This window comes from Bradyrhizobium genosp. P (assembly GCF_049949265.1).
Taxonomy (GTDB): domain Bacteria; phylum Pseudomonadota; class Alphaproteobacteria; order Rhizobiales; family Xanthobacteraceae; genus Bradyrhizobium.
The window spans coordinates 4,137,316-4,152,128 of the sequence record NZ_CP188195.1 but is presented as its reverse complement, the minus strand read 5'-3'; the positions used below and the strand labels follow the sequence as shown (position 1 = coordinate 4,152,128).

Here is a 14,813-nt window from a genome sequence, read left to right as displayed (position 1 = left end):
ATAAAAAAGGACCGCCAAGTGGCGGTCCCTTTCGCAACAAAATGATGCAAACTCAGGCGAGGCGAAAGCGAATTTGCTTGCCGTTCTGGCGATAGGCCAGGAAACCAAGCGCAAGGAATCCCGATATCATCATCGCCCAGGTCGGCGCTTCCGGAACGGCGGCGCTTATCGCGAACGAACCTCCGTAGCTCGCGTTGGGCGTTGATCCAACCGTGGTACCCGTGACTTCAAGGAAATAACTGCCAGGCGTGATGACGATCGGTGCCAAGCTACCCTGCTGCGTCCCGACACCTGCCCCTGCGACGTAGCTCGCCGTTACCGTGTCAAGAGCGGCGGCAGACCCCACCTCAAAAAGCGCCAGCTCAAAATTTTGAATCTGCGCGCCAGCGCTTGCAAACGTAGTGGTAATCGACGCGCTCGTCAAAAACGACTCTATGGAAGTCGAAAAGGTAAAATCGTCCGTAAACGAACCGGTGACACTATTTCCGAAATTCGCGGTGGCGGGGGTATTTCCCGGGGTGTAGGAACCTGCGCCTAGAACAAACACGGCCGCTTGTGAAGAACAGGCACTTCCAAGCATGATGGCCGTGGCCAGCGCCGATGATAATATCCAGTTTCGCATTTTAGCCTCCATTGACCGTCAAACCGCGACAATATTGACCGACAAAGCACAATTAATTTACCGTGCTACTACTGGTTAATCAACCATAAATGGTATTTAATAATGTGCCAAATTAAATGTATTTATTCACGAGGCGAGGCGTTGCGAAATGACCTTCTCCCTCGAGGCTCGGTCTCGATTGGTCAGCTCGGTCTAGGAGGTGGAGATTGGAGCACCAATCGACTTCGGCCTTTCAAGGCCGAATAGGCGCAAAAGTACGCCCAGAAAACCGTCAAACAGGAACAGCAACGCTACTGCGATAATGAACAGCCCGATTCCGGTAAGGTCGTGAACAGTCCCCTCAACGGCATCAACGCTCACGTGGTAAGCAAGTAAGACGAGTGCGAGCACGCGAATAAAGTTGGCGGCGATGGTAATCGGAACGATGGACGCGAGCAGGAGCAAGCTGCGTAGCTTTTCGTCCGATCGGAACACATAGACATAGAACACGCCGATCGCCGAGAGGGCGAAAATGGAGTTCATCCCCGAGCAAGCGTCTTTCACCATCAGCTGGTAGGGGCCGATCATGATCATGACACCGTTCTGGGCGACCGGATACCCCACCGTGTAGAGGGCTTGGGTGACGACATCCGAAATCAATACTTTCAATGGGATTGTGGCCGCATCGATGAACCAGTCAGGCACCGGGACCGCGAAAAGGAGAAAGAAAATCGGAAACGCTAGGAGCCGAAAGGCGCCCCACCCGCCCAGCGCAACGACGCTGCCGATGATGACGGGAATTGCCGAGAGCGCCTCGAACGTCAGGACCCCCTGTGTGCGGGCCAGGAACATCAACACGAGCCCAAAGATCAGAATAATCCAGCCGGCAAGGGGTGCTGACGATGAGGGAAGACGCCTGAGCCTTTCGTGGGATCGCCACGCCAGCCAGAGGGCGGCGGCAATGATCAGCGGACCATGTCCTTCTTGCTCGGTCCGCCATGGGCCATCGACAAGACTTTTCAGCGTAGGAATGTAGGCTGCTACGAAGGCTCCCGCGACGAGCATTGGCCCGAATAGCCTGGGAACAACAGACGATTTGCTCGAATGGACGGTCTGCAAATATGCCATGATGATCAATCGCGGATAATTTATCTGGGAAATATAGCGCGAAATGAACATAAAAAACTAGGGGATTACCTTGCAGGCCGCCGGGCGATGATAATGGCTGCGTAGACAGCTCCTGCGATGATTAGAAGAAAAGCGAAGGCCGTTTGCCCGCCGTTTCCGACCTGATTTGCAATTGCGAAAACGATAGCGGAAATCATGAAGTGCAGGAGAGTTCGGCTATCTCGCTCGGTACAGAGAAAAAATGCCAGCACTAGGCCCGCGAAACTCGCCACCGACAGGACGTCGAGCAAAGTTTCCATTGCGTCTTATTCCCCCGTTTCACTTTTGAGGAGCGGTCTGCGCTTGGTCTGGCTGAGCCATCAATTTCGCATAATCGCCCTCTAATTTGGCCTCGAGATTGGCGGCTACGGAAGCCATGCCGATCTCCGATTTTAGCAGATCCGCATTGAGGCCTTGACGTGCGGTATTTATTGCGGCATCGCCCCCAAGTGGTCGGGGTTCCTCGCCCTTGACGACCATAAAGACGCCGTTCGGGCCAGCGCGAAGGAAGAACACATCGTCAGGTTTCCTTACTTGTATCTGATCGAACAAGCTCTCGGGGAGCTCAGCACTGTTGATCGAGCCGGTCGAGCGATTGTGAGTGATCTTCATTTCGGTCAATTTTTGATCGACATCATCAAGTGATTTCGCACCCCTCGTGGCATCAATGACGGATTGGGCATTCGTGCCCAGCGGAAATGTGATCTGCTCGACTGCAATGAGTTGACGATTGGAAAACTTCGCCGGATTATTGGCGATGTATTGGTCGATTTCAGATTTGGTGAGGCCTGAGGCTTTTTTGGCAACATCCCGGTAAATCATGGCATTAGCGAGAACCAGGTCTCGTGAGCGAAGGATGTCCAACAATACGCTTGGTTCTCGATCGAGCTTCGCCTCCAACGCTTGTCGGACCAAATACTTGCGGGTAACCAGGTCCCCCAACACGCGCTTTAAAAGCTGCGGATCCTTTTGTTTGTCGGCTGGAATATTGGCTAGTCGAAACTCATTGTCCAATTCTTGGATCGTGATGACCTCATTGCCGACGTGCGCCACAACCTGCCCGTTTGTTGCCACGGGCTGAGTATCGGAACTTCTGCCGCACCCGGAGAGAAAAATACCGCAGAACACGATGGCAGCCAAGGTTTTGGCAGAAGCAGCGCCGTTCACGGTATACATAAATCTCTCCGGTGAGGTAGCCCACGGCCACCAGGGCGACTCTCCGTATCGCCAACTGGCCCCGCGGTCGAGATACAAGCCCCTCGATATTAAAGCCTTCGTGCATTTATGTTAATGATCAAGTATATAGCTAGAAATGTAAATTGCCCTCAGAGACGGTGGCAAGCAATCGGACGAAGGTCATGAAGTACATTCGACTTCAGGCAGTGCTGGTTTCGCTCGCGATCTTAAGCGCCGCGGCACTGGCCGAGGTCCTCGCTCCGCACGAGCTAATGGCGCGGACCGGCGCATTGGACCTCGAAACGGCGATTCCACACCAGTTCGGCGGTTGGACCCTAGTCCCCAACTTTCAGCTTGTTACGCCATCGGACGCAGAGGCAGTGATTGACCCGGACGCAAAGAATGCTCCGATTTACAGTCAGGAGCTCGGGCGCGGCTATGTGGATCGCAGCGGCAACATCGTCATGCTAATGGTTGCCTATGGTCCGGTCCAGAATTACCGCCTCAAGGCGCATCGACCGGAGATATGTTACACGGCTGCGGGGTTCCGCGTTTTTGGAAAGCACGGCGACGAACTCAACTACGCCAATGGTCAGCAGCCTCTGAAGCTTACCCGTTTGATTGCACAGCGAGAAGCACGATACGAGCCGATCAGCTATTGGATGCGCGTTGGGGACTACATTGCCACCGGCGTCGTTGATCGCCAGATCATCAGGCTCCGATACGGATTGCGCGGAATCATTCCCGACGGCGCCTTGATCCGTATTTCGACGGTGGGGCTTGCGCAAGAAGCATCTTTCAAAGCCCAAGATCAATTTATTCGCGATCTTCTTGCGGCAATTGCGCCCGAGAACCGCAAGTTCTTCACCGGAAGTTAAGTGCGGATTCGCCCCTCCGCGTGGCTAATCGCAGTTGCGTGGGTCGGCCGAGTTGGGTTCGGTTTGCCGGCATACGCGGAGGACACTGACGACTCGTTGTTGGTCTATGCTGTGAACATCCACCAAACACCCCTGCAGTCCTGGGGACCCGGGTATGGTATTTATCTGGGCAAGGGGTTGTTTATAACAGCGGCTCACGTTGCTGGTCACACCTGGTTCACCAGACCAAAGGTTTCGATTAACGGCACGGAATACCCGACACTGGTGGTAAAGGCCGGGAGTTTCGAAACTACCGATTTGACCCTCCTGTCCGTTGACGAAGCTCAGTTGCCGTCGCGCATGGCGCTTCGCCGAAATCCGCTGTGCGTAGAGCCGCCTAGGCCAGGTCAAGCCGTCGTGACGGTGGTGCCGGAGGGGACAGTTCGATCGACAATTCTATCTCCCCAGCAACTTCCTCCCAATGTTCGAAAGTTCGACACAGTTATCAGTGACGTTGCCCGAACCGGTAATTCTGGATCAGGCGTGTTTGACGCCGTGAAAAAGTGCCTGCTCGGGATCATGAGCAGAAAGATATCCCAATACCAGATCGACAAGACCACAGGCAAACCCGAGGTCCACGACATCGCGAAATACTTCGTCCCAGCTTCAACTATAGCCAAATTCGTTCCGCCTGAGCTTCGTCACGAGCTCAATAATACTTATAATACAGTGCAGTAGGGTCTCTTTCAGTCACCTTGTTCAGCACCACGCGGACCACTGGTGTTGCCTTCAAATGCTTCATGCATTCTCTGATTTCGGACAAAGAGCTAGCTCCTGCTTCTGCAACGAGCAGCACGGACTGTAGATTTGGCAAAATCGAAAGCACGTCATCGCCCACCAAAAGAGGCGGCATATCCATCAGGACAATGTGAGATCTGAACTCGCGCTTGATGCCATCAAGCAGACTAGCCATGTTGGGCGAGGCCATCCACTCGGCGGAGGACCTGGCCTGCTCGCCCGGCAGTACAAGCAACTGCTCGCGTTCAATCCCGACCTGAACAATAACTTCAGACAGGTGTTTGTATCCTTGCAACACACTTAGCACGCCAAACTCAGCCTCGATGCCCAGGTAGCGCGCTACTCTCGGCCGGCGCATGTCCAAGTCGACAAGCAACACAGGACGCTCCGAAAGGCGTGCCATGCTGAGCGCGAGATTGCACGCAGTCACGGTTTTCCCGCATTCCGGCGTCGGAGCCGTGACGGCCACGAATTGCCAGCCGTTAGCATCCATGGAATGCAATACCTGCGTGCGCAGCATGTCGAAGTAAGCTGTGTGCTGATCGTCTTTATTATGTGCAATGATCCGCATCGATTCCAGGTGTGCCGGCCTGAGTGGGAAGGTTTTGCTCCTCACATCTTGCGGTAAACTTCGAGCTTGCACCGCATGTGGCTTTTGCTCGATCAGGTCCTGTTCAGAACCCGGTGAAACAACACCGCGAGCCCGATCGACAGCCTTTTTGAATTGGTCCATTGGCGTCTCCAATGGGTTGCTTCACCTGAATAGGCCAACCCGCGCCTTTGCAATGATAAGATCAAGTGGCGGCAAGAACCAATAGGCGCCCGCTGCTGCGACAGCCAACAAAACCGCGATTAATGCAATCCTGAGCCAAAATCTCTTCTTTTGCTGCCTCAGCTCCAGTCGGGTGCTGATGTAGGGAATCGAAACGACCAGTTCGCTGTCGAATATGCTGTAGAGATCCGAACTCCGCCGGACGGCTCTGTCCAACAGTTCCGCAGCAGCGGCCATTCCACCGCCGACGATTAATGACAGGACGGCTACAATACCCGCAACCTTGGGTCTATTGGGTCGAATGGGCTCGAGTGGGACGGCGGGCTGCTCGATAACCTCTAATTTTTCCGATTGCTGGTCGCGCTCGAGAGTTTCACCCAAACGCGCCGCTGCAAGCTTCTGGCTGGCTGCTTCCAGGCTCGCCTGTATGCTCTTCTGTTGGGTTTCCAGCGCGTCAATGTCTGGCGACGGCGCCGGTTCGGCAGCGCTTGCACTTGCGTTCGCGGCTGGAGGCGGCGCGATTTTTCCTAACGCCTCGATCTGTCGCTTCAATGACTGGATTTGAAAGCTTCGCTCCGAATAGATTGCGCTCTTTTGGGCAAGTTCGGCGCGCAGCTGCGCAAGCTGCACTGCCGTGGGGTCAACGGTCGACCGCGACATCGGCTTTGCCGGGGAAAGTCGGGCTTGCGCGATCTTTGCATCAATCGCGGCGCTCTCAGCCTGGAGCCGCTGTACCTCACGCGCCAGGAATTTGGTGGTATCCGAGGCTCTGCTCGTCCGATCCCTAAGATCCAGATCGAGAATCCGAGTCACCAGTTCATTCGCAACTCGCGTCGCATTTTGCGGATCGCTGTATTCAAACCCTACGGTAAAGATGATCGCTGGTCGCGAACCAGACGAAAATGCCAGTGACTGGGTAACCGGTTCGATTTTGATACGCTCCTTCATCAGATCGACCTGCTGGGTCGGCGACATCAGAGCTCTTCGATCCGGGAAGAGATTAAATTTTTCGACCATGGCCAGCAGATTGTCGCGGGTCACGGTACGTTGCTGGATGACCTGGATGCGCTCCTGGGCTGCGTTTGTCACCGTCGGCCTTACCAGTTCGGCCGGAATTTGCTGCGACTGCACCAGGATCTTGCCTTCCGCGTAGTATGTCGCCGGCCAGAGATAGATCCCCGCAGCGCCTGCGAGCAGGATCATTATCATCGGAACTACAAAATAGACCCAACGGCGCCTGAGCACCCCTAGATAATAGGCGGGCTCCAGCAGGTACCCGGGATCTGCCTGCGGAAACTCTGGTTCAACGTGGAGCTTCTCGAGCATTTATTTAAAGCCTGGGCAATTTCAGCGTACGCTCAGCAAATCGGATTTATGGCAAATTACTCGGAAAACAAAAAAAAGGCATCCCTTCGCAGACAAGTAGCTTATTTGTTACTTAACGTGGGCGCATCATTTTTCGTACGCGAACTGCTGGTCTTTGCCCGTTGCGGCAGGTGCTCCTGCAAAAGCGGACCGGCCATAACGGGGAAACCGGAATGTACGAGGCTTTCTACGGGCTGAAAGAAAAACCGTTTTCCATTTTGCCCGACCCAGATCTGATCTACTGGGGCCGAATGCACAGCATGGCGTTCACGATGCTGGAGTTCGGCGTGTTGAACAATGCGGGCTTTACGGTGATTACCGGTGAAATTGGGTCCGGCAAGACCACACTGGTCCGACACCTTCTGCGGATGCTCAGCCCGAACCTCACCATGGCGCTCATTTCGAACTCGCCTCAAGGTCGAGAGGAGCTGCTGCAGTGGATCTTGATGGCCCTCGGACAACCTTTCGATGGAAATTATGCAGGACTTTTCAAACAGTTACAGGATTTTTTGTATAGTCAATACGCCGCCGGCCGTCGCACCCTTCTGATCCTCGACGAAGCACAGAATCTTGAGGTGGAGGCGCTCGAACACCTGAGGATGCTATCCAACATAAATGCTGATAAATATCAGATTTTGCAGCTGATTCTGGTCGGCCAGCCGCAGCTCCGCGACCTTCTGCTCAACCCTAAGCTGCGTCAGTTCGCCCAGCGGATCTCGTCGGACTTCCACCTCAAGCCTTTGAGCGAGGCCGAGGTCGCCAAATACATCGATTTTCGCCTGAGAGCAGTCGGAGCGACGGATCAGCTTTTCACTGCGGCAGCCTGCGCCGAGATCGCCTGGGCGAGCGGCGGCATTCCCAGAATGATCAACATTTTGTCCGACACCGCCCTGGTTTATGGGTTTGCGGGGAGCCACAGGAGCATCTCCGAAGCCCTTGTGAGGGAGGTTATTGCAGACAAGCAACAGTTCAGCATCTTTCCGATCCAAAAGCCACTTCAGAGCTGCTAAGTGTTTGGTCAAGAAGAAGTTCCGTTCTAAACATCTATCGGATTCGCGGCGCGATGCCGCACTGTCAGCTGACGGGACAAGGGGTGGGTGATGCGGATCGTCTTGGCTCTGCTTTTTTTGGTCGGGTTTGCGACCGGCGCCCTGGCCCAAACCATCAAATCGGGCGACACCCTGTCCATATCCGTTTTGCAGGATCCCAAACTGGATCGCCAGGTCATCGTTGACCCGAGCGGACAGATCGCATTCCCGATAGCGGGCCATATCCGGGCTCGCGGTCTAAGTCCGGAAGCGATCGAGAACATTCTGAAAGAAAAGCTCAAATCAAATTACAATGAGCCGCTCGATATCACTGTTGCGCTGGCTGGGGTGGCGAAGCCTGAGCCGCCGGAAGAAGATTTGAAGCCCAGGATTTTCGTCACGGGCGAGGTAGCCAGGCCCGGTTACTACGTCGTCAGGCAGCAAACGACCGTGATGCAGGCAATCGCGCTCGCCGGCGGCCTTGGTCCGTTCGCGGCCAAGCGCCGATTGCAGGTCAGGAGACGCGGCCCTGGGGGAAATGAGACCATCTTCGCCTTCGACTATCGGGCGTACGAGGCAGGCTACGACCTGGAGGGGAACGTAACTCTGCATGCGGGCGATGTGGTGATCGTTCCTGAGCGAGGCTTATTCGAATAGAGCGGCTTCAATCCGGGGTAGCTTGTGGTGAAACGCGCCATATTTGCAGTGTCGATATGCCTGGGTATGTCGACGACTCGCGCGTTTGCCTGGGATTGGTCCGTCGACTCGTCTTTGAGCGAGACTGTCGAGCTCAATTCCAATCAATTTTTGCGCCCAACAGGGCCCTTCGGCACGGCCGGTTCATACAGCACCATAACTACGGAGGCTCAGGCGCGGACGCCAGCCTCTCGTCTAATTCTCGATGGCGACATCACATACCAAAAATACTGGGGACCGGGCACTGAACCCATACCGCAGACTGAATTTCGTCAGGACGGAGTGAAGGCCCGTTATGAGGTGAAGGGAAAGGAGCCGACCGATCTCACGTATGGGGAGGTAAGCTTCCGAGAGTCGAGCACAGCGCTTGCTGTGCTCAGCAACTTGGGCGTTGCGACAACGGCAGCCGGCTTTATTGATACATCCACGATCCGGGGCGGTATTGAGCGCAACCTCACGAATCTTGATTTTGCTACGTTTTCGGCTCGGTCCACGTACACCAGCTACGATCCATCGTCCGGAGGGACACCATTCACCGATAGCTCCGCGCTGGGAACATGGAAACATCGTCTGAATTCGAACCTGGCGATCGTAGGATCGTCTGAACTCGAGTGGCTCAGTTTCAACAACGCCTCCAGTACCAACATCATGATCTTGCGCGAGATGGCCGGGGTCGACGCGATTTTGTCTCCGACCTTAAGCTTCAGGGGCACGATCGGTCCTGCTTATTTACAGGCCAATCAGAACAGCGTTGCCGCTTCGCCACTTCCGCCCGCCAGCGCACCCACCACATCCGGTTCCGTCACCGATTTCCTCGCGGACATAGTGCTCACGTATCGGATGCTCAAGAATACGACGCTGGCGCTGACCGGAAATCAAACCATCGGGCCGAGCGTCATCGGGTCTCTTACCAAGCAGACCACGATTGGGGCGAGCTTGACGGAGCTCGTCAACAGCCGGTCGAGCTTGTCATTCGGACTATCCGCAAGCCGCCAGATCACGACGACATCTTCTGATTTCTATTCGGCGTCGGTCACCTACAGCTACCAGCTGGCTCGTGAGTGGAACTCTCAGATTACGTATAGACACCTTCACCGAACGGCAGCCAGCGGCTCGGGCGGAGCGGTTTTCGATCCAGCTACTGGAATCCCGATTGTCGCCTCGGCGGGATCCGCGACTTCCGACAGCATCATGCTGGTTCTGACCCGCAACTTCACCGTACTCCCGTCGTCGACCGTGAAGAACTGAGATTTCAGGTCGGGATGAGCTGCAGTTTGAGGCTGAAGCGATTAAGGATTTCGAACAGCAGAAGGCTCGTATATTAGCCCGCGTTCAGCGGCATTGTTGGAGAGACACGCGCGGCCGTCGTCAAGGAACAGCGTGAAGCTCGCCCATCGCTTCAGGACGTAGTTGAATGCCTTGGCCAGGTCATGTCCACGGGAGAGCTTGGCGAGCTGCTCCCGCATATAGATCTGAAGGTCATCGACCAGAGGCCGGCTCAGCGTCTGCCGCACCTCCAGGCGCTCCTCGGCGCTCTTGCCATTGATGGAGCGCTCAATCTCAAACAGCGTAAGCGTCGAGCTGAGGCCGTTCGGGGGATAGCGATCGTTTGCCCTGCGGCGAGTAAATGACGTGGATATCGATGGCCCGGCGATTGACGTCGATATGGCCGAATGGTGGGTTTTTTAAACTCAGCCGCTCATGATCGCGCGAAATACCTGCTCACCATCGCGTGAAATCGCCGCTCACCATCAGCGAAATGCGCAGCTGACGCGACTGAAGACGAATTGGCTGCCGAGCGGGCCGTCGCCAAGACGACGACCGTGCGTTCCCCGAGCATCTCCCGCGCGAACGGGTGGTGATCGATCCTCCGGCAGCTTGCGAGTGCTGCGGCAGCAATCGCCTGCGCAAACTCGGCGAAGACGTGACCCGGACGCTGGAATCGGTGCCGCGCCAGTGGAAAGTGATCGAGACGGTGCGGGAGAAGTTCTCCTGCCGCGACTGCGAGAAGATCGGCCAGGCGCCGGCGCCATTCCATGCCGTCGCACGAGGATGGGCCGGCCCGAGCCTGTTGGCCATGATCATGTTCGAGAAGTTCGGCCAGCATCAGCCCTTGAACCGCCAGGCTGTCATTCGGCCCTTTAATTGCGATTTGTTGTCAAGCTTACATTTTTTGAACTCTCCAACGGCAAGGGGTAGCGCTCGCGCCGTCGCAGCTGGTCAGGGTTGCGGAGACGGCGCGAGCGCGGTGATCATGGTTTGCCGGCCAGGCATGGGATCGCCTAGACCAGACCGGTTGATGTCTTCGCTGGGGTCATGGTCCTTTCCGAGGTCGCGCAGCGCCTCATGATGATGTCCGGGTCGGGCGCCTCAACGTCTGCAGCGGAGTACGGTCAAGCCGCCACCAGCCGAATGAACGAGGTCGCCACAACTCGTCCCAGCGGGACATCGCCAGTCCGGCGGGCCGGACCAGGAACTACAAAATCGTCAGGCTTCCTTCACCAGACCCCAGTCGAATGATGTGCCGTCAACCCAAATACAGTGAAGAACTACGGCGATCTTTCGGGCGATGGCGACCTTCGCCTTCCTCATGCCGATCCTCTTGGCGAGCTTCATGCCCCACGCCTTGAGAGAAGACCACTTCTTTGTTCGATAAAGCAGGACGGTCGCGGCCTCAAACAGGTATGTTCGGAGAAGACGGTCGCCCCATCGTGATATCTTGCCGTTGATGTCGGTTTCGCCAGATTGGTTGCGCCGAGGTGTGAGACCAAGATAGGCGCCGACGCTTGATGCCGATCTGAAGCGCGACGGGTCATCGATCGTATGGCGGAAGGTCAAAGCGGTCACCACGCCGACACCGGGAACCGTCATCAAGCGGCGCGTCGTCTCATCCGCCTTCGCCAGCTTGCGAACTTCGTCGTCGAACTTGTTCTGCTGCTGACAGATATGCTCATGGATCAACAGGAGCGGCGATATCACGCTGAGGAGCGGATGATCGTTGCCCAATAGCTCGCTGACCTGGTTGCGGAACTGCAGGCCGATCGCGCGCGGGAACAGCAAGCCGTATTCTTTGATCAAACTCCGGACCTGGTTCTCGATGTCTCGGCGCATGGACACGAGCCGGAATCTCGCGACGAGTATCGCGCGGATCTTCTGACTTTCCTCGCTCTTGACCTTGACTTCTCGATACCAGCCAACTCGCACCAGTTCGGCCAGACCTCGAGCATCATTCTGATCGCTTTTATTCATGCGTACGGATAAAGCCGCGTGGGCGTGCCGCGCGTCGATACAAACCACCGGGAGATCGACCCTACGAAGTTCGTGCCATAGCCAACTCGCCATCGCCCCAGTCTCAAATCCGATGCGCTCCGCTTGTGACGCCCGCTTGCGAAGCAATGCCGCGAGCGCCCCTGGGTCGGACTTGGCCTTTCCTTCGAACAAGACCTGACCCACTTCGTCGACCACACATACTAAGGTTTCTTTTTGCGAGACATCCAGCCCAACATATTGCTTCATAGTCCCCTCCGATTCGTTAGATTGCAGGAAGGCTTGAAGATAGCGGATGTTTCGTGCCGCGAACGCCGACCGCAATTACGTCATCGTCTGCAATATTGACCCCCTAAGCCGGGGGATCGGCGTCCAAAATTTGGACGCCGATACGGGGTCAAATTTGGGCTCTGACTCACTTTCGATGATGAAGAAGCGCGCCGATCACCAAATTCACCGTAAGCGCCAAGGAGACCCCACATAGCGCGTGGGCGAGAGATCTGAGAATCTTCGGCATGGAGTGCCGGAGATTTGGTGATGGCAATTTCTATAAGTATGCCTATGCCTGATGACAGAAATTGTCAGGTGATCGAAGCGCTGGAGGCTCGGCCGCTTCGGGGTCGCCGGGCCTGGTCAGCCGAGGCGAAGGCGCGGTTGATCGAGGAAACGCTACAGCCGGGGGTGAATGTGTCGGCTATTGCGCGGCGGGCTGGTGTTGCCTCTTCGCAATTGTTTGGGTGGCGGCGCAAAGCGATCCGCAGTGGGGTGGTGAGCGCGCGCGAGCCAACCAGGCAAGTCGGCTTCGTCGAGGTTGGCACGGTTGCGACTTCGCTGGTGGAGATCAGTTTGGGCGATGCCGTCATCCGCGTCAGCGGCGATGTGGATGTCGCTCACCTGGTCAAGGTGATCCGGGCGGTTCGTCAGGCATGATTCCAAGTGGCGTGAAGGTGCTGGTCGCCAGCCATCCGGTCGATTTTAGAAAAGGCCCGGACGGGCTTGCGGCCCTGGTGCGCGACGCCGGCTCGGATCCATTCAACGCTTCGCTATACGTGTTCCGGGCCAGGAGAGCGGATAGAATCAAGATTGTTTGGTGGGATGGATCCGGGATTTGCCTTTACTCGAAACGACTCGAGAAATCGAAGTTTTGTTGGCCGCGGATTGGCCCGTATCGGATCCAGCTCAATCAGGCACAGTTGCTGGCGCTGGTTGACGGGCTGGACTGGACGAAGGTGCGTGCGGTCGTTGTGAAGCGCCCGGAAACGGTGGGCTGACCAGCTGCGGCGAAGTGAATCAGGGCGCTGAAAGGGTTGGGAGATCGGCGACGACTCTGCTGTGATGGCGGCGATGACGACGCCCGTTGCAGAGCTTCCGAAGACCCTTGCCGAAGCCCACGCGCTGATCCTCGCCTTGGCGGAAGAGCGGGCGGCAATCGAGACCGAGAACAGTCGCATCACCTCCAAGATGGCGACACTGAGTGCGGCCAACGCCGATCTTGCCGCGGTCAACCAGGCGGCCGATGCGCGGATCGTGGAACTGACGTCAATCGTGAAGATGTTGGAGCGCACGCTTTACGGCACGCGCTCGGAACGGTTGCGTAGCGACAGGCCGAGCGATGAGCAGATCGCCTTTATATTTGACGAGATCGCCATCGGCGTGGCTGCAGTCGAAGCCGAGCTGGCGAAGGCTGGGAGCCAGGACAAGCCGAAACGCGCGCCGCGGCCGCGCAAGGAGTTCGGCGCGCATCTGGAGCGGGTCGAGATCATCATCGAGCCCGAGGTACCCCCTGGTTGCGAAGGGTTGGAGAAGGTCCTGATCGGCGAGGACGTCTCGAAGCGGCTGGACGTAACGCCGGCGAAGTTCCGGGTGATCGTGACGCGCCGCCCGAAATACGCCTATCGCAACCGTGATGGCGTGGTTCAGGCCCCGGCACCCGCCTATCTGATCGAGAGCGGCCTTCCGACCGAAGCGCTTCTCGCCCAGATCGCGGTGGCCAAATACGCCGACGGGCTGCCGCTGTACCGGCAGGAGGCGATCTACGCACGTGACGACGTCGATCTCGACCGATCGCTGATGGCGCAATGGATGGGCAAGGTCGGCTTCGAATTGCAGCCACTGGCCGACTACGTGCTGGAGAAGATCAAGCAGGGTGAACGGGTCTTCGCCGATGAGACGACCCTGCCGACGCTCGCTCCCGGATCAGGCAAGGCGCTGAAGGCATGGCTGTGGGCATACGCTCGGGACGACAGGCCGTTTGGTGGCAACGATCCGCCGATGGTGGCTTATCGCTTCGAGGACAGCCGCGGCGGCGAATGCGTCGAGCGTCATCTGGCGGGCTTTGCCGGCATTCTGCAGGTCGACGGCTATGCCGCTTATAATCGGCTCGCGAGATCGACGGGTGCCAATGAGGGGGTAACTCTGGCGGCCTGCTTTGCCCACGTCAGGAGGCGATTCTACGAGCTTCACGTCAACGAGAGCTCGCACCTGGCGACGCAGACCGTCACGACGATGGCGGGGCTATGGGAGATCGAGGCCGATATCCGCGGCCAGGATCCCGCAACGCGCGTGAAGGCGCGCCAGCAAAAATCCGCCGCCATCGTCGCCGCGCTCTTCGAGTCGTGGGAGAAAGAGCTGCCCCGCCTGTCCGGCAAATCCAAACTTGCCGAGGCGATCCGCTATGCCACATCCAGGCGCACCGCCCTCGAGCGCTTCCTGAGCGACGGCCGCATCGAGATCGACTCCAACATCGTCGAGCGGGCAATCCGGCCGCAAACCATCACAAGAAAAAATGCGCTCTTCGCGGGCAGCCATGGTGGCGGCCGGACTTGGGCGACCATCGCCACGCTGCTGCAGACCGCAAAGATGAATGACGTCGATCCGCACGCTTGGCTCACGCAAACTCTCGAACGGATCGCTCGCGCAGGGCTGGCCGATCTCTCAGATCGATGCCCTCATGCCCTGGAACTTCAAAGCCTGAACGGCCTCAGCTTTGCGCTTACAATTCACCGGTCGATCTCGTTGAAAAGACTCTCGATTTTTCATCAATGCTTCTGGCCACAGAGGTGCGACCATGAGCTAACCGCGCATCT

Annotated in this window: 14 protein-coding genes and 3 pseudogenes; 9 read left to right on the top strand and 8 right to left on the bottom strand. The window is 57.0% G+C overall.

Translation table 11 applies throughout. The features are described from left to right. Window positions 1–52 precede the first annotated feature (52 nt). From ACP2YO_RS20170 to ACP2YO_RS20155, 4 genes are all read right to left on the bottom strand, one after another. Entirely contained in the window at window positions 53–622 is a 570-nt protein-coding gene (locus ACP2YO_RS20170) for an FxDxF family PEP-CTERM protein (RefSeq protein WP_426442368.1), read from the bottom strand. Window positions 623–814: 192 nt separating this feature from the next. Continuing rightward, the gene (xrt, locus tag ACP2YO_RS20165) at window positions 815–1,729 is read right to left on the bottom strand and encodes an exosortase (protein ID WP_426442367.1); all 915 of its coding nucleotides are present in this window, start codon (window positions 1,727–1,729) and stop codon (window positions 815–817) included. A gap of 65 nt (window positions 1,730–1,794) precedes the next feature. After that, complete coding sequence (locus ACP2YO_RS20160; RefSeq protein ID WP_426442366.1) at window positions 1,795–2,028, bottom strand: XrtV sorting system accessory protein; 234 nt, start codon at window positions 2,026–2,028, stop codon at window positions 1,795–1,797. Window positions 2,029–2,047: 19 nt separating this feature from the next. Then, window positions 2,048–2,944, bottom strand: a complete 897-nt coding sequence (locus ACP2YO_RS20155; protein WP_426442365.1) for a hypothetical protein — start codon at window positions 2,942–2,944, stop codon at window positions 2,048–2,050. Between the two features lie 182 nt (window positions 2,945–3,126). Between ACP2YO_RS20155 and epsI the strand changes: the two genes are divergently transcribed. Then, on the top strand, window positions 3,127–3,822 hold the full coding sequence (gene epsI / locus ACP2YO_RS20150) for an exosortase-associated protein EpsI, V-type (protein WP_426442364.1): 696 nt from the start codon (window positions 3,127–3,129) through the stop codon (window positions 3,820–3,822). A gap of 99 nt (window positions 3,823–3,921) precedes the next feature. After that, complete coding sequence (locus tag ACP2YO_RS20145; protein WP_426442363.1) at window positions 3,922–4,539, top strand: S1 family peptidase; 618 nt, start codon at window positions 3,922–3,924, stop codon at window positions 4,537–4,539. Here ACP2YO_RS20145 and ACP2YO_RS20140 read toward each other — a convergent pair. Then, complete coding sequence (locus ACP2YO_RS20140) at window positions 4,511–5,332, bottom strand: CpsD/CapB family tyrosine-protein kinase (RefSeq protein ID WP_426442362.1); 822 nt, start codon at window positions 5,330–5,332, stop codon at window positions 4,511–4,513. The genes ACP2YO_RS20145 and ACP2YO_RS20140 overlap by 29 nt on opposite strands. A gap of 21 nt (window positions 5,333–5,353) precedes the next feature. Continuing rightward, entirely contained in the window at window positions 5,354–6,697 is a 1,344-nt protein-coding gene (locus ACP2YO_RS20135; protein WP_426442361.1) for a GumC family protein, read from the bottom strand. A gap of 212 nt (window positions 6,698–6,909) precedes the next feature. On the opposite strand from ACP2YO_RS20135, the gene ACP2YO_RS20130 reads away from it, so the two are divergent. The 3 genes from ACP2YO_RS20130 (at window position 6,910) to ACP2YO_RS20120 (ending at window position 9,708) form a co-directional block, all read left to right on the top strand. Then, window positions 6,910–7,746, top strand: coding sequence for an ExeA family protein (locus ACP2YO_RS20130; protein ID WP_426442360.1), 837 nt, complete (start codon window positions 6,910–6,912; stop codon window positions 7,744–7,746). Window positions 7,747–7,836: 90 nt separating this feature from the next. Then, a complete protein-coding gene (locus ACP2YO_RS20125) occupies window positions 7,837–8,421 on the top strand; it encodes a polysaccharide biosynthesis/export family protein (protein ID WP_426442359.1) in 585 nt (194 codons plus the stop codon). 114 nt (window positions 8,422–8,535) lie between these two features. Further along, a complete protein-coding gene (locus ACP2YO_RS20120) occupies window positions 8,536–9,708 on the top strand; it encodes a hypothetical protein (RefSeq protein WP_426442358.1) in 1,173 nt (390 codons plus the stop codon). A gap of 74 nt (window positions 9,709–9,782) precedes the next feature. On the opposite strand, the pseudogene ACP2YO_RS20115 reads toward ACP2YO_RS20120, so the two are convergent. Further along, window positions 9,783–10,028 (bottom strand): annotated as a pseudogene (locus ACP2YO_RS20115) (IS66 family transposase); the annotation flags it as partial. A gap of 198 nt (window positions 10,029–10,226) precedes the next feature. On the opposite strand from ACP2YO_RS20115, the pseudogene ACP2YO_RS20110 reads away from it, so the two are divergent. Beyond that, window positions 10,227–10,588 (top strand): annotated as a pseudogene (locus ACP2YO_RS20110) (IS66 family transposase zinc-finger binding domain-containing protein); the annotation flags it as partial. Window positions 10,589–10,947: 359 nt separating this feature from the next. Here the strand turns inward: ACP2YO_RS20110 and ACP2YO_RS20105 are convergent. Further along, the gene (locus tag ACP2YO_RS20105) at window positions 10,948–11,976 is read right to left on the bottom strand and encodes an IS110 family transposase (RefSeq protein WP_426442357.1); all 1,029 of its coding nucleotides are present in this window, start codon (window positions 11,974–11,976) and stop codon (window positions 10,948–10,950) included. Between the two features lie 336 nt (window positions 11,977–12,312). On the opposite strand from ACP2YO_RS20105, the gene ACP2YO_RS20100 reads away from it, so the two are divergent. The 3 genes and pseudogenes from ACP2YO_RS20100 (at window position 12,313) to tnpC (ending at window position 14,701) form a co-directional block, all read left to right on the top strand. Further along, a complete protein-coding gene (locus tag ACP2YO_RS20100) occupies window positions 12,313–12,657 on the top strand; it encodes a transposase (protein WP_426442356.1) in 345 nt (114 codons plus the stop codon). An 11-nt stretch (window positions 12,658–12,668) separates the two neighbouring features. Then, window positions 12,669–12,998 carry an IS66 family insertion sequence element accessory protein TnpB gene (tnpB, locus tag ACP2YO_RS20095; protein WP_426442355.1) on the top strand — a complete coding sequence of 110 codons (330 nt, stop codon included), beginning with the start codon at window positions 12,669–12,671 and terminating at the stop codon, window positions 12,996–12,998. Window positions 12,999–13,071: 73 nt separating this feature from the next. Continuing rightward, a pseudogene (tnpC, locus tag ACP2YO_RS20090) lies at window positions 13,072–14,701 on the top strand (IS66 family transposase). Window positions 14,702–14,813 lie beyond the last annotated feature (112 nt).

Coding starts and splice junctions, on each gene's coding strand:
- ACP2YO_RS20125 (WP_426442359.1), top strand. CDS start 7,837: ATGCGGATCGTCTTGGCTCTGCTTTTTTTGGTCGGGTTTGCGACCGGC.
- ACP2YO_RS20160 (WP_426442366.1), bottom strand. CDS start 2,028: ATGGAAACTTTGCTCGACGTCCTGTCGGTGGCGAGTTTCGCGGGCCTA.
- xrt (WP_426442367.1), bottom strand. CDS start 1,729: ATGGCATATTTGCAGACCGTCCATTCGAGCAAATCGTCTGTTGTTCCC.
- ACP2YO_RS20105 (WP_426442357.1), bottom strand. CDS start 11,976: ATGAAGCAATATGTTGGGCTGGATGTCTCGCAAAAAGAAACCTTAGTA.
- ACP2YO_RS20170 (WP_426442368.1), bottom strand. CDS start 622: ATGCGAAACTGGATATTATCATCGGCGCTGGCCACGGCCATCATGCTT.
- ACP2YO_RS20155 (WP_426442365.1), bottom strand. CDS start 2,944: ATGTATACCGTGAACGGCGCTGCTTCTGCCAAAACCTTGGCTGCCATC.
- ACP2YO_RS20135 (WP_426442361.1), bottom strand. CDS start 6,697: ATGCTCGAGAAGCTCCACGTTGAACCAGAGTTTCCGCAGGCAGATCCC.
- ACP2YO_RS20140 (WP_426442362.1), bottom strand. CDS start 5,332: ATGGACCAATTCAAAAAGGCTGTCGATCGGGCTCGCGGTGTTGTTTCA.
- epsI (WP_426442364.1), top strand. CDS start 3,127: ATGAAGTACATTCGACTTCAGGCAGTGCTGGTTTCGCTCGCGATCTTA.
- ACP2YO_RS20130 (WP_426442360.1), top strand. CDS start 6,910: ATGTACGAGGCTTTCTACGGGCTGAAAGAAAAACCGTTTTCCATTTTG.